The 18,961-nt window shown below is 39.9% G+C and carries 19 protein-coding genes; 10 read left to right on the top strand and 9 right to left on the bottom strand.

All coding sequences use genetic code 11. From position 1 onward, the window contains the following. Nucleotides 1–76: 76 nt before the first annotated feature. From rluC to folP, 4 genes are read left to right on the top strand one after another with little or no spacing between them, the layout of a single operon-like run. Nucleotides 77–1,039, top strand: a complete 963-nt coding sequence (gene rluC, locus EL121_RS04560) for a 23S rRNA pseudouridine(955/2504/2580) synthase RluC (RefSeq protein ID WP_039198047.1) — start codon at nucleotides 77–79, stop codon at nucleotides 1,037–1,039. Between the two features lie 19 nt (nucleotides 1,040–1,058). Continuing rightward, nucleotides 1,059–1,493, top strand: a complete 435-nt coding sequence (locus EL121_RS04555; RefSeq protein ID WP_039198044.1) for a nucleotidyltransferase substrate binding protein — start codon at nucleotides 1,059–1,061, stop codon at nucleotides 1,491–1,493. Next, nucleotides 1,477–1,782 carry a nucleotidyltransferase family protein gene (locus tag EL121_RS04550; RefSeq protein ID WP_039198042.1) on the top strand — a complete coding sequence of 102 codons (306 nt, stop codon included), beginning with the start codon at nucleotides 1,477–1,479 and terminating at the stop codon, nucleotides 1,780–1,782. Before EL121_RS04555 ends, EL121_RS04550 begins: the two co-directional genes overlap by 17 nt. Further along, complete coding sequence (gene folP, locus EL121_RS04545) at nucleotides 1,782–2,627, top strand: dihydropteroate synthase (protein WP_039198040.1); 846 nt, start codon at nucleotides 1,782–1,784, stop codon at nucleotides 2,625–2,627. The genes EL121_RS04550 and folP overlap by 1 nt, the downstream gene beginning before the upstream one ends. Nucleotides 2,628–2,675: 48 nt before the next feature. Here the strand turns inward: folP and EL121_RS04540 are convergent, their stop codons facing one another. Then, nucleotides 2,676–3,377: a DUF5358 family protein gene (locus tag EL121_RS04540; RefSeq protein ID WP_039198039.1), complete on the bottom strand. Its 702-nt coding sequence runs from the start codon at nucleotides 3,375–3,377 to the stop codon at nucleotides 2,676–2,678. A gap of 201 nt (nucleotides 3,378–3,578) precedes the next feature. Between EL121_RS04540 and EL121_RS04535 the strand changes: the two genes are divergently transcribed. From EL121_RS04535 to ftsN, 5 genes are all read left to right on the top strand, one after another. Beyond that, nucleotides 3,579–3,929: an ArsC family reductase gene (locus EL121_RS04535; protein ID WP_039198038.1), complete on the top strand. Its 351-nt coding sequence runs from the start codon at nucleotides 3,579–3,581 to the stop codon at nucleotides 3,927–3,929. A 22-nt stretch (nucleotides 3,930–3,951) separates the two neighbouring features. Next, nucleotides 3,952–5,088, top strand: a complete 1,137-nt coding sequence (dapE, locus tag EL121_RS04530; RefSeq protein WP_039198037.1) for a succinyl-diaminopimelate desuccinylase — start codon at nucleotides 3,952–3,954, stop codon at nucleotides 5,086–5,088. 30 nt (nucleotides 5,089–5,118) lie between these two features. Beyond that, nucleotides 5,119–5,787, top strand: a complete 669-nt coding sequence (locus EL121_RS04525) for a M15 family metallopeptidase (protein ID WP_039198035.1) — start codon at nucleotides 5,119–5,121, stop codon at nucleotides 5,785–5,787. Between the two features lie 116 nt (nucleotides 5,788–5,903). Continuing rightward, nucleotides 5,904–6,659, top strand: coding sequence for a class I SAM-dependent methyltransferase (locus EL121_RS04520; protein ID WP_039198033.1), 756 nt, complete (start codon nucleotides 5,904–5,906; stop codon nucleotides 6,657–6,659). Nucleotides 6,660–6,771: 112 nt separating this feature from the next. Beyond that, nucleotides 6,772–7,692 carry a cell division protein FtsN gene (ftsN, locus tag EL121_RS04515; protein ID WP_039198031.1) on the top strand — a complete coding sequence of 307 codons (921 nt, stop codon included), beginning with the start codon at nucleotides 6,772–6,774 and terminating at the stop codon, nucleotides 7,690–7,692. A gap of 42 nt (nucleotides 7,693–7,734) precedes the next feature. Here ftsN and EL121_RS04510 read toward each other — a convergent pair whose 3' ends face one another. From EL121_RS04510 to EL121_RS04500, 3 genes are all read right to left on the bottom strand, one after another. Next, entirely contained in the window at nucleotides 7,735–11,073 is a 3,339-nt protein-coding gene (locus EL121_RS04510; RefSeq protein WP_081978374.1) for an autotransporter domain-containing protein, read from the bottom strand. 147 nt (nucleotides 11,074–11,220) lie between these two features. After that, a complete protein-coding gene (gene dsbA, locus EL121_RS04505) occupies nucleotides 11,221–11,859 on the bottom strand; it encodes a thiol:disulfide interchange protein DsbA (RefSeq protein WP_039198029.1) in 639 nt (212 codons plus the stop codon). 36 nt (nucleotides 11,860–11,895) lie between these two features. After that, nucleotides 11,896–12,165, bottom strand: coding sequence for a YihD family protein (locus tag EL121_RS04500; RefSeq protein ID WP_039198027.1), 270 nt, complete (start codon nucleotides 12,163–12,165; stop codon nucleotides 11,896–11,898). An 85-nt stretch (nucleotides 12,166–12,250) separates the two neighbouring features. Between EL121_RS04500 and mobA the strand changes: the two genes are divergently transcribed. After that, nucleotides 12,251–13,342 carry a molybdenum cofactor guanylyltransferase MobA gene (mobA, locus tag EL121_RS04495; RefSeq protein WP_039198025.1) on the top strand — a complete coding sequence of 364 codons (1,092 nt, stop codon included), beginning with the start codon at nucleotides 12,251–12,253 and terminating at the stop codon, nucleotides 13,340–13,342. 42 nt (nucleotides 13,343–13,384) lie between these two features. Here the strand turns inward: mobA and accC are convergent, their stop codons facing one another. The 5 genes from accC to dapD form a co-directional block, all read right to left on the bottom strand. Further along, nucleotides 13,385–14,728, bottom strand: coding sequence for an acetyl-CoA carboxylase biotin carboxylase subunit (gene accC / locus EL121_RS04490; RefSeq protein WP_039198024.1), 1,344 nt, complete (start codon nucleotides 14,726–14,728; stop codon nucleotides 13,385–13,387). A gap of 155 nt (nucleotides 14,729–14,883) precedes the next feature. Further along, nucleotides 14,884–15,351, bottom strand: coding sequence for an acetyl-CoA carboxylase biotin carboxyl carrier protein (gene accB / locus EL121_RS04485; protein WP_039198022.1), 468 nt, complete (start codon nucleotides 15,349–15,351; stop codon nucleotides 14,884–14,886). Nucleotides 15,352–15,518: 167 nt separating this feature from the next. Further along, nucleotides 15,519–17,420, bottom strand: coding sequence for an LTA synthase family protein (locus EL121_RS04480; protein WP_164997538.1), 1,902 nt, complete (start codon nucleotides 17,418–17,420; stop codon nucleotides 15,519–15,521). 161 nt (nucleotides 17,421–17,581) lie between these two features. Further along, complete coding sequence (aroQ, locus tag EL121_RS04475; protein WP_039198018.1) at nucleotides 17,582–18,046, bottom strand: type II 3-dehydroquinate dehydratase; 465 nt, start codon at nucleotides 18,044–18,046, stop codon at nucleotides 17,582–17,584. A 64-nt stretch (nucleotides 18,047–18,110) separates the two neighbouring features. Then, the gene (gene dapD, locus EL121_RS04470; RefSeq protein WP_005602738.1) at nucleotides 18,111–18,935 is read right to left on the bottom strand and encodes a 2,3,4,5-tetrahydropyridine-2,6-dicarboxylate N-succinyltransferase; all 825 of its coding nucleotides are present in this window, start codon (nucleotides 18,933–18,935) and stop codon (nucleotides 18,111–18,113) included. Nucleotides 18,936–18,961: the final 26 nt, after the last annotated feature.

Here is an 18,961-nt window from a genome sequence, read left to right as displayed (position 1 = left end):
AATCTGACCGCTTGCCTGCCTTGCTAGGGGCGATTATGTTAAAATTACGACAAATTTTTTATCAAGAAGTAGAACAATGACCACAGAAAAAGTAATCAGTGCCAGCGTACAGTTTTTCACCATTAGTGATGATGAAGCCGGACAGCGTTTAGATAATTTCTTGCTCGCCAAATTGAAAGGCGTGCCGAAAAGTTTAATTTATCGCATTGTGCGTAAAGGCGAAGTGCGTGTGAATAAAGGCAGAATCAAACCGGAATACAAACTACAAGAGAACGATGTTGTACGTGTGCCGCCGGTGCGTGTCGCTGAGAAAAACGAAGCACCAATTTCCACTAAATTGAATAAAGTTGCCGAGTTAGAACAGCAAATTTTGTATGAAGACGAGGTGATGTTAGTGATTAACAAGCCGTCCGGAATTGCGGTTCACGGTGGGAGCGGATTGAGTTTCGGCGTGATTGAAGCATTACGTGCATTACGCCCACAAGCAAGATTTTTAGAACTGGTTCATCGTATCGATCGTGATACGTCCGGTATTCTGTTAGTGGCTAAAAAACGTTCCGCATTACGTAATTTACATGAGCAACTGCGTGAAAAAGTGGTACAAAAGGATTATCTCGCTTTAGTGCGTGGACAATGGCAATCGCACGTCAAAGTGATTAGAGCGCCATTGTTGAAAAATGAATTAGCAAGCGGTGAACGTATTGTCAAAGTGAGCGAAGAAGGTAAACCGTCCGAAACTCGCTTTGCGATTGAAGAACGCTATGCCAATGCGACTTTAGTTAAAGCTTCACCGGTAACCGGTCGTACTCATCAAATTCGTGTACATACCCAATATGCCGGACACCCGATTGCTTTAGACGATAAATACGGCGAAGCGGAATTCGACAGTAAAATGAAAGCGGTCGGTTTACACCGTTTATTTTTACACGCCTATTCAATCCGTTTCGAACACCCGAAAACCGGCGAAGAAATGCTGATTACCGCCCCATTGGATAAAACCCTAAAAGGTGTATTGGCGAAGTTGAGAACAGAAAAATAGCTAAGAACAGGAGGCTGTGATGAGTTTAAGTGTCGAGCATCTGCAACATACTGCAGACACTTTGGAACAAGCCATTTTACGTTTAACGGAAACGGATCCTAAAGAGACCGTGTTATATGATTTATTTCGTAATGCAGCTATTAAGAGCTTTGAACTTTCTTTAGAAACGACAGGGAAATTACTTAGAAAAGTACTGAAATTGTATAGTGGTAGTCCACGAGAAATAGATCGTCTGGTATTCAATGACTTATTTCGCTATGCCAATAAACACGGTTTACTTGACGAAGCTGCGACTGAACGTTGGTTAACTTACCGAGCAAATCGTAATATTACCGCCCACGATTATGGGGTGGTTTTTGTCGAAGAAACATTAACAATGTTGCCCCACTATTTAGTTGATTTACGTACACTAGCCGGTGTAATGAAAGAGGTTTTTGATGCGTCAGCCGATTGAAAAATTAGCAGTTAAGCCAAAACATCTATCCGTTATTTTGCAAATTTTGGCGGAAAATGCACCGCTTGCAGAGGTGTGGGCTTATGGCAGCCGTGTAAATGGTAATGGACACGAGGGAAGTGATTTGAATCTTGTGGTAAAAGGCGATGCTGATCTTGTTCAGTTACAAGCTGCATTCCAAAATAGCCTGTTACCAATGTTAGTAGATATTCATCAATGGGAACGATTACCTATTAGTTTTCATACCAACATACAAGCCAATTATGTTGTGTTACAAGAGAAGAAATAATGCAAATTCATTTCAAAAATTATCAAAAAAAAGACCGCTTGTTAGATTTAACTCAGCCGAAAATTATGGGGATTTTAAACTTCACTCCCGATTCTTTTTCCGATTCGGGTAAATTTTTCACGTTGGATAAAGCGTTATTTCAAGTGGAAAAAATGTTGAATGAAGGGGCTGATATTATTGATATCGGTGGTGAATCAACCCGTCCTAATGCGGAACTTGTGACATTGGAACAAGAGTTGGAACGTGTTGTACCATTAGTAGAGGCGGTTCGTAAACGTTTCGATTGTTTGATTTCCGTTGATAGCTCAAAAGCGGAAGTGTTTAAACAGTCAGCGGAAGCAGGAGCCGATATTCTCAATGATATTCGAGCTTTAACCGAACCGAATGCGTTAGATACTGCGGTTGAATTAGGTTTGCCGATTTGTTTAATGCATATGCAAGGCAATCCGCAAAATATGCAACAAAATCCCGAATATGATGATGTATTGGAAGAAGTGGCGGATTTTCTCAATCAACGCATTTTTGAATGTATCACGGCTGGGATTCCAAAAGAACATATTATTCTTGATCCCGGTTTTGGTTTTGGTAAAAGTGTACAGCATAACTTTACACTACTTAAACATTTAAAAGCCTTTTCGGATGCTGGTTTTCCGGTACTTGCCGGTTTATCTCGTAAGTCGATGTTGGGTGCAATAACCGGTAAACCGGTTGAGCAGCGAGTAACAGCTTCAGTTGTCGGTGCATTAATTGCGGTGCAAAACGGCGCTAAAATTATTCGAGTACATGATGTGGCGGAAACTGCGGATATGTTGAAAGTATGGCAGGCGGTAGCGGAATGTGAATAAATGAAAAAGAGATGTGAGTTAATATTCACATCTCTTTTTGTTTAGCCTTTAGTAAGAATACACTTCGTTTTTCACCGGTTCCCAATTGACTTTAATTCGATCACTTGGAGCTTGTGGTTCTTGGAAAGATGATTCTTTTTCTTCTGGTTGAAATGGCATTGCTACCGGTTCAATCACTTCTTCTTGTGCGATATCTAACTGATCTTGGTTATCAATACTATCAATGTCAGTTTTAACAACTGACGCTGATCTTCTCATTGCCTTAGTCTTTCTAGACTTTTTGTTTGTGGCTTTTTTCACATTAGTTTGCTTAGCTACCGCTTTCTTAGCTTTTGTCGGCTGTAAATAAGTCGCTTTTAATGTATTGCACCAAACTTGGCTAAATTGCGCTTTTTGCGAATGTCCGTGTTGTTGTAATTTTTTAGCTAAATATCGTTGTGAAGCAGGATCTTGTGTCAAGATAAGATAGTTATCTTCTCCAATCACTTGGCTGAGGGTTGTCTGATACACAGCCATTTGATACAACATTCGATTACCTTCGGATAATTTAGCACCTTTAGATTTCCGTTCCTTAGGATAGAGGCATTGTTCAAATTTATTTTTTTCAATGACCCATTTTTTTACATCTTCATTCGAAATCTGATATTTTGCTTTTCTTGAATTAGAGGAATTCGAATCAGTGTAACTTCCGCAAGCAGTCAGCAGCAACACAATAAATAATGTGAGCGTCCTGAATGTTAATTTTTTCATTAGTGGTAGTACCTTTTTAGAAGAGTTCGCAAATTATACAGACTATTTTTAATTTTTCATTACAAATTTTATAATTTATTGTCTTAATTTTAACTTATTAATCACGATAAATTATTGGAGAATATTTTGTGATAGCCTTGTATCACGCTACAAAAAGCACTAGAGTATTCAACTTTTCGAACCAATTTAAAGGAACCCATCATGACAGTACGCGTATATGGCATTAAAAATTGTGATACGGTAAAAAAATCACTGAAATGGCTTGAAGAACATCAGTTACAACCCGTTTTACATGACTATCGTGTAGAAGGATTAAATGCTGAATGGCTTGAACAAATTGAGAACCGATTCGGTTGGGAAGCTTTGGTGAACAAGCGCTCAACTACTTGGCGTAATTTAGATGAAGCGGTTAAAAATAATTTGGATCGTACAACGGCATTAAAAGTGCTATTAGAGCAACCGACCCTCATTAAACGTCCGATTATTTTACAAGACGGCATTGCGCTCATTGGCTTTGATGTCAAACAATATGAACAAGCGTTCGGTAAATAATTTATTTTTGGAAAATTAGAATATGAAAAACAACATCATCAACCTCGCACAAGATTTAATTCGTCGCCCCTCAATTAGTCCGGCTGACCAAGGCTGTCAACAAGTGATTGCAGATCGTTTGCAGCAGTTAGGCTTTACGCTCGAGTGGTTGCCATTCGGCGATACGTTAAATTTATGGGCAAAGCATGGTAGTACTCATCCGGTCATTGCATTTGCCGGGCATACCGATGTAGTACCGGTTGGTGATGAAGTGCAATGGACTTATCCTCCGTTTGAAGCTCGTATTGTGGATAATATGCTTTACGGACGTGGTGCGGCAGATATGAAAGGTTCTCTTTCCGCTCTGGTTGTTGCGGCAGAAGAATTTGTTAAAGCAAATCCGAACCATGCCGGCACGATTGCGTTATTAATTACCTCCGATGAAGAAGCTGCAGCAAAAGACGGTACGGTAAAAGTGGTTGAAACACTGATGGCAAGAGGCGAACCGATTCACTATTGTGTCGTGGGCGAGCCTTCCAGCGGCAAAGTATTGGGGGATGTCATTAAAAACGGCAGACGAGGTTCAATTACCGGTGATCTTTATATCGAGGGTGTACAAGGCCATGTCGCTTATCCGCATTTAGCCGAAAATCCGGTGCATACGGCATTAAATTTTTTAACCGAATTAACCACTTATCAATGGGATAATGGTAACGAATTTTTCCCACCGACCAGTTTGCAAATTGCAAATATCAAAGCGGGAACCGGCAGTAATAATGTGATTCCGGGCGAATTATATGTGCAATTTAACTTACGCTATTGTACTGAAGTCACCGATGACATGATCAAAAATAAAGTGGCGGAAATGTTAGCTAAACATCAGTTAAAACACCGTATTAGTTGGAATTTATCCGGTAAACCGTTTTTAGCCGGTAATGGCGAATTGGTCAAAGCGGCGGTACAAGCGGTCGAAAATGTCACAAAAATTACCCCTCGTTTAGATACGGGCGGTGGAACTTCAGATGGGCGTTTTATCGCTTTAATGGGAGCGGAAGTCGTTGAATTCGGGCCGTTAAATGCCACCATTCATAAAGTGAATGAATGTGTTAATGTTGATGACCTTGGCAAATGTGGCGAAGTGTATTATCAAATCCTGGAAAATTTACTGAATGGCGAATAACTTTCCCTTTAATAAAGAGGAGATTTTTCAATGATACAACATCTAACCGACATCCTAACCGGTAAAACACGCGAACATCTTGTGTCGTTGCCGAATCCGTTATCGGATAAACACTTTCTGCAAGCTGAGGTGGTCGATGCTTTTCTTGCATTGCAGCAGGCGGCAAAAGAAGCCGGTTTTAATTTACAGCCGGCTAGCACTTATCGTGATTTCGAGCGCCAAATGCTAATTTGGAATGCAAAATTTAATGGGGAGCGTAAGGTACATGATGATAACGGCTGTGCGATTGATATGAGTAAATTGGACGATTTACAGAAAATTCAAGCGATGATGCGCTGGTCGGCAGTACCTGGTTCAAGCCGGCATCATTGGGGGACGGAAATTGATATTTTTGATCCCGATTTGCTGCCGGAAGGGCAAAATTTACAGCTCGAGCCTTGGGAATACCAAACCGGTGGTTATTTCGCGCCATTAGCCGAATGGCTTCATCATAATGCCGAGCGTTTCGGTTTTTATTTCCCTTTCGATGGTATTCATAATGCGAAAGTAGGCTATGAGCCTTGGCATATCAGTTATCGTCCGATTTCCGCGGAATATGAAAAGCTATTCAGTCATGAGATTTTGCAAAAATCGTGGCAAAATGAACCGCTTGCCGGCAAAGCCTGCTTACTTGAACATTTTAACCAATTATTTGGTTGATATTTCCACGGAATGCTCAGACGGTACGGAAATGGAACCTAATTTTTCTTATTCTATATACCTCCGTGTTTTCCGTAGTGAATTACCGAACTGAATAATCTTTTGTGATTAATATAATGACAATTCAACTTATCAACGAATCTTCAAATGCTGAGAAATTTCAGCAAATTTGTGACAAATGGCAGTTAACTCATGATCAATCTGCCATATTAGCCTTAGTGTTGACTGACGAACGTTTAGAATTACGTAAACTGGACGAGCCGAAACTTGGTGCGATAGCGGTAAATTTTGTCGATGGTACCATGGCGCACCGCCGTAAATTCGGTGGTGGTCGAGGCGAGGCGGTCGCAAAAGCGGTTGGAATTAAAGGGGACTACTTACCCACGGTGATTGATGCGACGGCAGGACTTGGCAGAGATGCTTTTGTGTTAGCCTCTATCGGTTGCAAAGTGTTATTAGTCGAACGTAATCCGATTGTTGCCGCTCTCTTAGAAGACGGTTTGGCAAGAGCTTATGCCGATCCGGAAATCGGCGGGTTTATGCAGGAACGAATGATTTTAGCTGATGAGCGTAATATCTCGTTACTGGATGCAGAACAGCAAGCCGCCGATGTGGTTTATCTCGACCCGATGTATCCGCATAAACAAAAAAGCGCATTAGTGAAAAAAGAAATGCGAGTATTCCAACATTTAGTTGGTGCAGATTTGGATTCGGATGATTTCTTTGCGCCGGCAAAATCGCTTGCCCGCAAAAGAGTTGTAGTCAAACGTCCTGACTATGCGCCTTTTTTAGCGGAACAAAAACCTGACTTTTCTCAAACAACAAAAAATCACCGCTTTGATGTTTATCTTTCACATTTAAAATCTGCGTAAATTTTTGTGAAAATCAGACCGCTTGTCCTATGAACTTCTAGGCAAGGCACTGTTTTTTTAGTAGGATTATAATCTTTGATAGTTTTTAGGTCTAATAAGATAAGGTGTTATCGTGCCACAACGTGATTATGCAGCCCGCTCGAACAAAAAAAAGGGCACTAATAAATCTCTCATTTTAGGGATTATCATCCTCTTGCTTTTGACTGGTGGAATTGGTTTATGGGTATTAAAAGAAAATGCACCAACGCAAGCAATGCCTGTAGCGCAGCCGACTCAATCAGTTCAACAGCCTCAAGGTCCAGCCTTACCAAGTCGACCGGAAGAGGTGTATAGCTATATTCGTGATTTAGAAACACGTGAGGTGTTAACCGACAATAGCCAGAAATCACAAGAAAAATTAGCTCAGCTTTCGGCAGAGCAAAAACAACAGCTTGAAGCAAAATTAAAGCAAGAAGAGGCAGCACGTTTAGCAGCAGAAAAACTAGCGACTCAGCCTGAAGCAACGACACCGGCAGCATCGACGGAAACGGTTACGGAAGCGCAACCTGCGGTAGTCGCATTAACACCGGAAGAGTTAGCGGCGAAGAAAGCGGCTGAACAAAAGGCAGCAAAATTAGCGGAAGAAAAACGGAAGCAAGCAGAATTGAAGAAACAGCAAGATCTTGCGAAGCAGAACCAAGTGCCGGTTGAAACTGCGAAACCGGTAGAAACTGCAGCAAGTATTGAAGCAAAACTTAGTGCAGAAAAAGCGAAAAAAGCGGAGCAAACGAAAGTAGTTGCAAGTGCAGCGAAACCGGCAGACAAAGCGGCTAATCAAGCCGGACGTTTCGGTTTACAATGTGGTGCATTTAAAAATAAAGCACAAGCTGAAAATATGCAGGCTCGTTTGGCGATGGCGGGTTTTAATGCTCGTATCAGTTCAAACTCTGATTGGAATCGTGTTTTTGTCGGTCCGGTAGGAGATAGAGCTGCAGCTTCGAATGCACAATCAAATGCACGTAGTGTGGCGGAATGTGTAATTGTTTCGATGTAATGCGATAAAAAATAAAAAAGGGGGCTGTAGCCCCCTTTTTTATTAAAATACATATTTCCCGCTAATAGAAAAACTATGTTCTTTAGTCTGATTATGATTGGAAATACCTAAATCGTAATGAGTAGATACATTAAAATGACTTAACCGATAGTCTAATCCCAATCCGAACCAACTAGTATAACGATCCTGTTTCTGTCCGATAATGTGAACTTTCCGACTAGAGCCGTTAAAATTACCGTCAAAATCAAACGAAGTTGGGTCGATAGCATAAGCCTGAGTGAACTGCATTTTCAACAACAGATTATTCATCATCTGATAATTCATTCGTAATCCGGCTAACATACTATGGCTATCAAATTTCTTAGCAGGACTCTTAATACTGAAGTTTAATTGCTCATTAAATCCGTCACGTTTTAAATGCTGATATTGATAACCAATAAAAGGAGTAATATTTATCTTTTGCCACACTTGTTCAATACCAAGTTCTCCATAAAGATGAGTATGTCGAATACGATAATCCGACTTAACAATATTATTCAGCATTAGTCGTTCCGACTCTACTTTATTTATTTGAGATCCGAAGCTACCAAATAAATACGGTTGATTAAATCGGTATTTTCCATATACGAATAAGCCTTTGCTATCCAGGTCGGCTCGCCCCGCCATCCCTAATTTTGCGATACTTTTACCGGAATTTATCCCAAAACCTATTAAATGTGCGCCAATTTGGTGATCCCAGCCTAGCATCATCCGATTTTGGTTAAACTTCGCAGTACTAAATCCCGCTTGTGTCTTTTTACTTTTCCCGGCTTGCCAATCTGCCCACACACCGGCTTTAAATACGGTTGTAGTCAAACGATTAAGCAGCGTACGGTTAGCGTCAAAACCTTGAGTTAGTAATAAATTAGGCAAAGTCGCATGCAATTCTCCGCTTAAACTATCGACGGCAGGTATTAAATCCGCAGAAAACAGATTAACCAAACTCACCGTATTCTCATACAAGCCGGAACCGCTATCATTAGCGACTTCATCAATAATATTATCCACATTCGTCGCTGTATTTTTACGCATTGTCGTTGCGGAAGCTCCTGCCACAGCTAAAGCTTTCGCTGTCGTATTACGTTTATAAGTTGCAAATAAACTATGCTCTTTTTGCTCTATTTTCTCAAGGTCGATATAAGGCTTATTACCGGTCGAAATAAAATAATGATTTTCGTAACCCGTAATCTGTTGTGCGGAGGCAATCTTACGAGTCGCCGCTTGATGACTTGGTATCGTATCTATATTTTCGATGTCCGCAACGATCCGGCTGTCATTAAATTGCATTTTTCCCTCTACCGTCAGATCGGATTTATCAATATCAATGACTAAACGGGCTTGCTTATCCGCAATATAATCTCCTTTTAACCTTGCTCCTTTTCCATAAACATAAAGAGAACCCGCATTGGTAAGATTACGATTAAAATTAACCGCTTGCTCCGTATTTTTCACATAGAGAGAACCGTCTTTTTCAATCTGAACGTCTGATTGTAAACTTCCGGAAACGCCTAGAACACCCTCTCGAACTACCGTTTTACCTTGATATTGATTATTACCGGTTAAAAACAAAGCGCCATTACCTTCTTTAAGCAACCCCGCATCACCGGCAATATCATTACTCCAAGTAAGCTGATCTTTACTATAACCTTCATCCTTAACATTTACACGAACCAACTTATTTTCTTTATCGTCACGATTGGTCATCAAGCGAGTATCAAATCGTCCGATTCCTTTTAAAGCTCGCTCTTGATTAATGATCCCCCAGCCGAATTTATCATCCGAACCTTCCGTAACCTGTTCAAATTTTCCCGGTTTACTTGCCGTTGAAAGCACCGTCATAACGGCAAGATGATTATCATACCAAGAGAATTTTTCCCATACGTTTCCTACGACAGCAGTAACAATAGGCGTCGCAAAAGACGTACCGTTACCTGTTCGATTGAACCCGTTTATATCGACTTGCCAATTTCCCTGTGCGGCAATACCGTAATTTTTCAATTTTTCCCCGATTCTATTGGAATAATCGGCTAATTCCGTTGCGCCGATATAAGGAACGGAACTCACAATTAACCAACCGTTTTGAATTTCCGGATCTCCTAATACGATGTGAGCCTCATTTGATGCCCAGTGACTTCGTTCATTACCCGCCGCAAGCACGAAAATACCGTTCTGCTTTGCAAAGCGTCCGATATTAAGATGATCATAATAATCGGTCGGCATTGTCGTTCGCGTTACACCGAACGATAGATTAAATAATCTAACCCCTTGATTATAAGCATGGTTAAATGCTCCGCTTTGCACGTTCATCGTGAAATCATCCTCCGTAGAGGTGTAACCGTACAAGTGAGAATTTGCATTATTTTTTGCAATCAACGTACTAACTAATACACCGTGAGACCATTTATCCCCGATTGCTCCGCCAAAATAGTTACGATAATCAATATGCATACGGTTACCAAAAATATTACCGACAACCGATTCTTGATTACTAAATGCGGTATCTATCACCGCAATTTTAGGTGCTTTTAGTTTTGTTTCATTTTGATTAACATTATGTAATACATCTAGCCGAACATTCTCGGATGCGGCAAAACGATTTTGTTTTTCCGCATCTAAGCGTGCCTGGCGTTCCGCTTCTTGTTTTTCTGCTTCTAAACGTGCTTGACGTTCCGCTTCCTGTTTTTCCGCTTCTAAACGTGCTTGACGTTCCGCTTCCTGTTTTTCCGCCTCTAAACGTGCTTGGCGTTCCGCTTCCTGTTTTTCTGCCTCTAAACGTGCTTGACGTTCCGCTTCTTGTTTTTCTGCCTCTAAACGTGCTTGACGTTCCGCTTCTTGTTTTTCCGCATCTAAGCGTGCTTGACGTTCCGCTTCCTGTTTTTCCGCTTCTAAACGTGCTTGACGTTCCGCTTCCTGTTTTTCCGCCTCTAAACGTGCTTGGCGTTCCGCTTCCTGTTTTTCTGCCTCTAAACGTGCTTGACGTTCCGCTTCTTGTTTTTCCGCATCTAAGCGTGCTTGATATTTAACATCTTGTTCGGCAACAAGCTGAGAAAGTAATTGTTGGTCTTTTTCAACAGATTGATATTGAATGACTCCCTCACCTTTTGCTGTATAGATCGGAGCCGTAAGCAGTTCTTTAGATAGATCCGATTTGGCTTGATCAGAAATGACTTCATGTACAATGTCTTGAAGTTTGACGCTTGAAGATGGCATTCCCTGCGTTTTCTGTACAGGTGGAGTAGGAGACTGATGAGTCGCAGACGAATTATGTTGTTCGCTCTCCTTACAACCAAGTAAGGCCGTACATAGACTTAAAGAGAGTAAAGATTTGTTATACTTTTTCATACATTCCTTTTCACTTATTATGATTTTTATACTTAATTATTGTACGCTTTCGTATACGCAAATCTCAATGAATTTCAAATAAAAATGCCGCCCCCAATCTTATCTTGAGAGCGGCATTTAAAATTATTAACTCTGTCTGTATTTACGTTATTTTTTAATTAAAAAAGTCACCGCTTCTACATAGCGTTTAACAAATTCATTGGTTGAGGCGGAATCGGCAAAACCTTCCATATTGAGTTGATATTGACCGTTTACAAAAAAGGCTGGTACGCCGCGAATTTTAAAATCTTCCGCGAGTTGCACCTGTTTATTGACTAAACCGTTTACCGCAAAACTGTTGATACCATTATCAAAATCCGCTTCGCTAACGCCGTTTGCAGTAAATACCGCTTTGATATCATCCATTGATTTGAATGCATCTTTTTGTGCCGCTTCAAATAATGCGGTTTTTACTTTATCTTCCACGCCAAGAGCCATCGCTAATGCCCATGCACGAGTTAAATTCTCGGATTGACGACCTAAGAAATTCACGTGATATTGAACTAATTTAGCGTCGTGTGGAAGTGCTTGTTTAATTTGGCTTGGGATTTTATAAGTTAATTCAAAATCATAGCAGTGCGGACAGTAGAACGAGAAAAATTCCACTACTTCTTTTTGCGCTGAAGGCGCTTGGCGCACTTGCGTATATTCTTTACCTTCTGCCGGCGTTGCTGCTAATGCTGCTGAGTTTACGGTGAAAAGTGCAGAAAGTGCTACTAATACTGATTTTAATGCAAATTTTTTCATTATGTTTCCTCAAATAGATTCGCCTATTGGACTATATTAGTCGTTTAAAATTCCACGGGCACGTAATAATGCCGTTTTAAAATCTTCTTCATAATCTTTTTTAATACCGGGAATCGGCTCATGTTTATCCGCATTGCGCATTTTTAATTGATAAATTAACACTTCATCACGTAATGCCGTATAGTTATCCGGCTCACCTACCTCAACCGAAAGTTGCTGCAGAATATCGATGAGATGTAAATCCGGATTCTTGCGCCAATGTTCACCTAATAATTCAAGTAATTCTTCTAAACGTTTGCATTTCATACTTTGCTTCCTTAAAAATCCTTGTTGAAAAGTGTTCAGAATCATATACTTTTAGCCACACTTTTGCAAAAAACTTGGACATAAAATGCGACAAATAGATCAAATTACTGCAGTGATTTTATCCGGTGGGCTTGCTCGCCGTATGAATGGTGTAGAAAAAGGCTTACAGCAATTAAACAATAAAACATTGATTGCGCATATTGTAGAGCGCCTTACGCCGCAGATTGCTCAGATTCATTTGAATATCAATCGTTCACAAGCGGAATATCAAACACAGTTTCCTGATTTGCCTTTTTATTGCGATAGTTTGAGCGATTTCCAAGGACCTCTGAGCGGAATGCTTTCCGGGTTTGAAAAGATTAACAGTGAATACCTGTTATTCGTCCCGTGTGATACGCCGTTCTTACCAAATAATTTAGTGAAAAAACTCTCAGTGGCATTGGCAATCAACCAAGCTCAAATTGCTTATGTGCATGACGGCGAGCGAGCGCATCCTACCATTGCATTAATTCATCATTCGGTGGTTGAACCGCTTCGTCTTTATCTGGCAAGTGGTGAACGTCGCTTATTCCATTTTTTCCAAACACAAAAAAGTGTTGCCGTAGATTTTTCGGAACAAAAACCGGCTTTTCAAAATATGAATACTTTTGAAGATCTGGCGCATTATCAGGCCATACCAACGACAACACCTAAATTATTGGGTATTACCGGCTATAGCGGCACCGGTAAAACCACCTTGTTGGAAAAATTAATTCCCAAATTGACCGCTTGTCACATTAGAGTCGGGCTGATTAAACATTCGCATCACAATGTCGAAGTAGATAAACCGGGTAAAGATAGCCACCGTTTGCGTGTAGCCGGTGCAAACCCGACTATGATTGTATGTGAAGAGCGCTGGGCATTAATGACCGAAACACCGGTACAAGCGGTCGATTTTCAGCAGTTAATTGCAAAATTTGATCGTAAAGCAGTCGATTTGATTTTGGTGGAAGGTTTCAAACATGAGTCGATCGCAAAGATTCAGCTGCATCGCCAAGCGATTGAAAAACCGTTACCGGAGCTAGATCAATGGACAATTGCGACAGCGACTGATTACCCGCTCGAACGTGAGAATCGCTTAGATATTAATGACATTGAGCAGATTGTGGACTTCATTCGGCAGTGGCTTAAAAGTTAAAAGAAAGCGGTAAGATTTTTAGTAAATCTTACCGCTTGTTGCTTATTTAAGACCGAGTTTTTTCTCGAGGTAGTGGATATTAGTACCACCTTTACGGAAGTTTTCATCTTCCATAATCAGATTGTGTAATGGAATATTGGTTTTAATTCCTTCTACAATCGTTTCTGATAAGGCATTTTGCATACGACGGATAGCAATATCACGATCTTCTGCAAAAGTAATCAATTTACCGATCATTGAATCATAATGCGGTGGTACGGTATAACCGGTGTAAATGTGAGAATCCCAACGAACACCTAAACCGCCCGGTACGTGTAGACGTGTGATTTTACCCGGTGAAGGTAAGAAGGTATTCGGATCTTCCGCATTGATACGACATTCGATCGCATGACCTTTCACTTTAATGTCTTCTTGTTTGATTGAAATCGGAAGACCTGCTGCCACACGTAATTGCTCTTTTACTAAGTCCACGCCGGTAATCATTTCTGTTACCGGATGTTCTACTTGTAAACGGGTATTCATTTCGATGAAATAAAATTCGCCGTTTTCGAATAAGAATTCGAATGTACCGGCACCACGATAGCCGATTTCACGACACGCATTCGCACAACGCTCACCGATGAATTTACGTAATTCAGGCGTAATACCCGGAGCCGGTGCTTCTTCCACCACTTTTTGGTGACGGCGTTGCATTGAACAGTCACGTTCCGCTAAATAAACCGCATTACCGTGTGTATCCGCTAATACTTGGATTTCAATATGGCGTGGATTTTCTAAATATTTTTCCATGTACACCATATCGTTATTAAATGCCGCTTTCGCTTCCGCTTTGGTCATTGCGATAGATTCTTCGAGATCTTTCTCGTTATATACCACTCGCATACCACGACCGCCGCCGCCGCCAGACGCTTTAATGATAACCGGATAACCGATACGTTTTGCAATTTCTTTATTTTTAATCGGATCGTTGCCTACTGGGCCATCAGAACCCGGTACACAAGGTACGCCCGCTTTTTTCATTGCATTGATTGCCGATACTTTATCACCCATTAAACGAATCACATCAGCAGTCGGGCCGATAAAGGTAAAGCCTGAGTTTTCTACTTGTTCGGCAAAATCCGCATTTTCAGATAAGAAACCGTAGCCAGGGTGGATTGCGTCTGCGTTAGTCACTTCTGCAGCGGCAATGATCATTGGAATATTTAAGTAACTTTTTACTGAAGGTGCAGGACCGATACAAATTGTTTCGTCCGCTAAAAGCACGTGTTTTAATTCACGGTCAGCCGTTGAATGAACCGCAACAGTTTTGATACCAAGCTCTTTACATGCACGTAAAATACGTAATGCGATTTCACCACGGTTTGCAATGACAACTTTTTCTAACATTGGAGTTTTCCCCTTTTACCAAGGAAGAGAACGGAACACTCGGAAGAAGCTGTAAGCGGTCAATTTTACTGATTTTTTTGCAAAATTTGAGAGAAAATAGACCGCTTGTCAGCTTGCAGAATTCCGTGTATTCCGTTATTTCCGTGGTGAATAAATTATTCGATGATGATAAGTTTTTGGTCGAATTCAACCGCTTCGCCGTCGTTTACTAAAATCGCTTTAACCACACCGGCTTTGTCTGATTCGATACGGTTCATCATTTTCATTGCTTCAACGATACATAATGCATCACCAACGTTTACTGTTTGACCTACTTCGATGAATGGTTTTGCATCCGGGCTTGGGCTACGGTAGAACGTACCTACCATTGGTGAAAGCACTGCGTGACCGCTTACTTCTGCTGATGCAGTCGGTGCTGCCGCTGCAGGTGCAGCTTGTGCAACAGGAGCCGCTGCTGGCGCAACCGCTGCCGCTTGAGGTGCCGCAACATATTGCACTGCCGCTGATGCAGCCGGTTGAGCACGACTAATACGTACTGTACCTTCTTCTTCAGACACTTCTAATTCAGTGATGCCTGATTCTTCAACTAATTCGATAAGTTTTTTGATTTTGCGAATATCCATAGTGAGATTCCGTTTATATAGTCAATTAAAAAGAGAAACTCTGCAGGTATTGTGCAGAGTAAATATCTTGCCTAGATTACCTGAATTTCGCCTATTTTGCGAATAAAATCTCGTAAAATTGGCGAAATTCACGCAATTTTATAACTCATCGTAGGAGTTACAAAGAGTTATGCTTTCCCATTTTCTTCATACCCTTTGAGTAGGTAATTAATTTGCCAATTCAGAAGATGTTGATAAGCCCTAATTCTACTATGTTTCTCATTTGTTAAGGTTTGTTCACTGCTCATTAAATTGTTGTTCTGATCCCATTGATACTTGAGTAATTCAGGTGTTGTAAGGTCAACAATACCTGAATCATCAGCCCATACAGCAGGATGGAAAGCAAAGTAATTCGGTGATACAGGCGCTAATAAGTTTTCTCCTCCACATGTCCAATACTTCACATCAGATAAGCTGAAATGATAAAGCGTTGGAAAAATATCTTTATGAGATCCTAATTTAGTCGGCGAATAATCAATACTAAATTGGCTTTTAATTTGTTCAGGAATACTTAAAATGAACGGCACAGAATGCGCCATAAAAAGTTCCTTAGGGAAAAATTGCTTCATGCCTCGAATATGATGATCACCTGTCGCAGCAATAATTGTATTGTTTGCTTTGTTACTAGATTTTATGTGGTTAATGAAGTTGCCCAATGCATTACAAGCATACTGAAAACTTTCTAGTATATTACGACGTTCGGTTTCATTATCTCCCATTCTCCCTTCAAGTACATTCGGATCCACTATTTTAGCTTCATATGTTTTAGGCGCTTGATACGGAGGATGGTTTGTAATTGTTAAAATGTTAATAAACATTGGTTCATTAGCATTAGCTAATAATTCTTCTGCTAATTTAAATGCAAATTCATCCGCTATTCCCCAATATGAAAATGTCTTTTTGGACTCCGGGTATCTGTCCATTAAGTCATTTTGATCATAGATCTCATCAACACCTTGAATGGGTAAATAATTAGCTAAATTTCTCCACATCAAATTACCGGCAGAAATAAATACTGTTTTATATCCTTTTTCTTTATAGACCAAAAATGGATTTGTCTTAATTACTGTATTTTGAACAATTGATTGCGTTATTTCTTGTACCGGGCTATGAAAATAAATTGATGCCAGGCTGCTCATAGTTCCATTAGAGGAGGAAAGGAATCTTTTAAATACAAATTCACTTTCCATATAAGGGCGTAAAGAAGCTAATAAATCATTGTTTATCGGATCATCAGTAATTAATCCATTTCCCCCAAAACTTTCCATAATAGCTAGAATAACGTTAGGTTTTTTCTTTTCTAAGTACTCGTTCTTTGGCGTATGAGCATATAATGTGTCTTTATTTAAAGCTAAAGCATCCTTAATTAGTTGCTCACCTTCTTTTTGATTTACTGCAGCAAAAGTGACATTGCTTTTTCTATCTTGGAAAGCCCATCGAATAGCTAAAACACCATTCGGAACCATTTTGTTTAAAATGGCTAATGATGATACTTGAGCATGAATTCTACCTAATGGCTTAGAATTAATCGTTCCACGAATCATTAAAAACATTACTAATATCGTTAGAATAAATGATAATACGTTTAACCAATTAGATAATTCATATTGGATAATGGCAGCACTTTGAATAAAATAATAAGGAATTAGCCCTAAAATAACAGATGTTATAGATATCTTAAATAAAGGGTAGTCATCAAAAATACTTTTTAAGACAGCTTTAGTATCCTCTTCAATGAGACCAAAAATAAAAACGTCATAATAAGTTTTATAAGTTTTAAAATAGTAATAATTTCCTATTAAAACTAGAGAAAATAAAATTGAAATAATAATCGCATACCAAGAATAGCCTGTTAAAATCACTTGGTGAGATAGTGTCGTTAGGAGTATGCTCGAAATAATAAAGGGTACAGCTAAAAATAAAGAGATTATTTTTAAATCAAAACGAAGTCCGATATTCCACATTCGATTAATGGATTGAATATTTTCTGCTTTGTTTAATATGTCTTTTTCAATAAATGAGTTAACCATAATTTTTCTAATTATAGAAAATATGGAGGTAAGATAAATAAAAAGTCCTATATGAATAATTAAAATAGATATAAAGGAAAGTTTTGACATTTTTTATAATTAACCTGATTTTTTATTTATAATAAGTAGAATAATAAATACCAATTAAAATAAGAGCATCTTTAGCCATTCATTACCTCTTCTAATTGTATTTTGTTTAATTCTGAAATTGCGAAGTCGAGTGCGTAATCATAACCTTTTGCACCTAAACCGCAAATCACGCCTTTTGCTATATCACTTAGATAAGAATGATGGCGAAAAGGTTCACGAGCGTGCACATTTGAAAGATGGACTTCGATAAACGGAATAGATACCGCCAACAACGCATCACGAATTGCCACGCTGGTATGGGTAAAGGCACCGGGGTTGATGATAATAAAATCGGTATTTTGAAATGCTTGATGAATACGATTAATCAGCGGCTCTTCACCGTTTGCTTGAAAATAATCTAATTCATAGCCTTGTGCCTGAGCTGATTGTTGTAAGTGTTGTTCAATATCTGCGAGGGTTTGCGAGCCGTAAATATGCGGTTCTCGTTTGCCTAACATATTTAAATTAGGGCCGTTTAAGAGAAGAATTTTTTTCATATCGATTCCTTACAAGCGGTAAAAAAATCCCCCTCTTTTGCAAAGAGGGGGCGGGAGGATTTAATTACTCTTCGATGGTACGAAGTAATTCGTTGATGCCCACTTTACCTAAAGTTTTCGCATCAACTTTTTTCACGATGACTGCGCAATATAGGCTGTATTTACCGCATTTTGACGGAAGACTACCGGATACAACCACAGAACCTGCCGGTACACGACCGTAGTGGATTTCGCCGGTTTCACGGTCATAAATACGAGTTGATTGACCGATAAATACGCCCATTGAAATTACACAACCGTCTTCTACGATTACGCCTTCAACCACTTCTGAACGTGCGCCGATAAAGCAGTTATCGCCGATAATAGTCGGGTTTGCTTGTAACGGCTCTAACACACCACCGATACCTACGCCACCAGATAAGTGAACGTTTTTACCGATTTGTGCGCATGAACCTACGGTTGCCCAAGTGTCAACCATCGTACCTTCGCCCACGTATGCACCGATGTTTACATAAGACGGCATTAATACGCAGTTTTTAGAAATGTATGCACCTTTACGTACAGTTGCAGACGGCACCACACGGAAACCTTCTTGTGCAAAACGTTCTTCAGTGTAATCTGCAAATTTTAAACCTACTTTGTCGTAGTATTTGGTTTCTGCGCCGTCAATAATTTGGTTGTCATTGATACGGAATGAAAGTAATACTGCTTTTTTTAACCACTGATGAGTTACCCACTCACCGTCAATTTTTTCCGCTACACGATATTTACCGCTATCTAAACCTTCGATAACTTCTTCGATTGCTGCACGAGTTTCTGCATCAACTGTTTTTGGTGTGATTTCAGCACGACGCTCAAATGCCGCTTCAATAATTGCTTGTAAAGACATTGTTGTGTTCCTTTAATGTGAATGGG

Origin of the sequence: Actinobacillus equuli (assembly GCF_900636745.1) — a bacterium.
In the GTDB taxonomy this organism is placed as follows: Bacteria; Pseudomonadota; Gammaproteobacteria; order Enterobacterales; family Pasteurellaceae; genus Actinobacillus; species Actinobacillus equuli.
The sequence above is the reverse complement of the archived record's forward strand: the minus strand, read 5'-3'. Positions and strand labels throughout refer to the sequence as shown.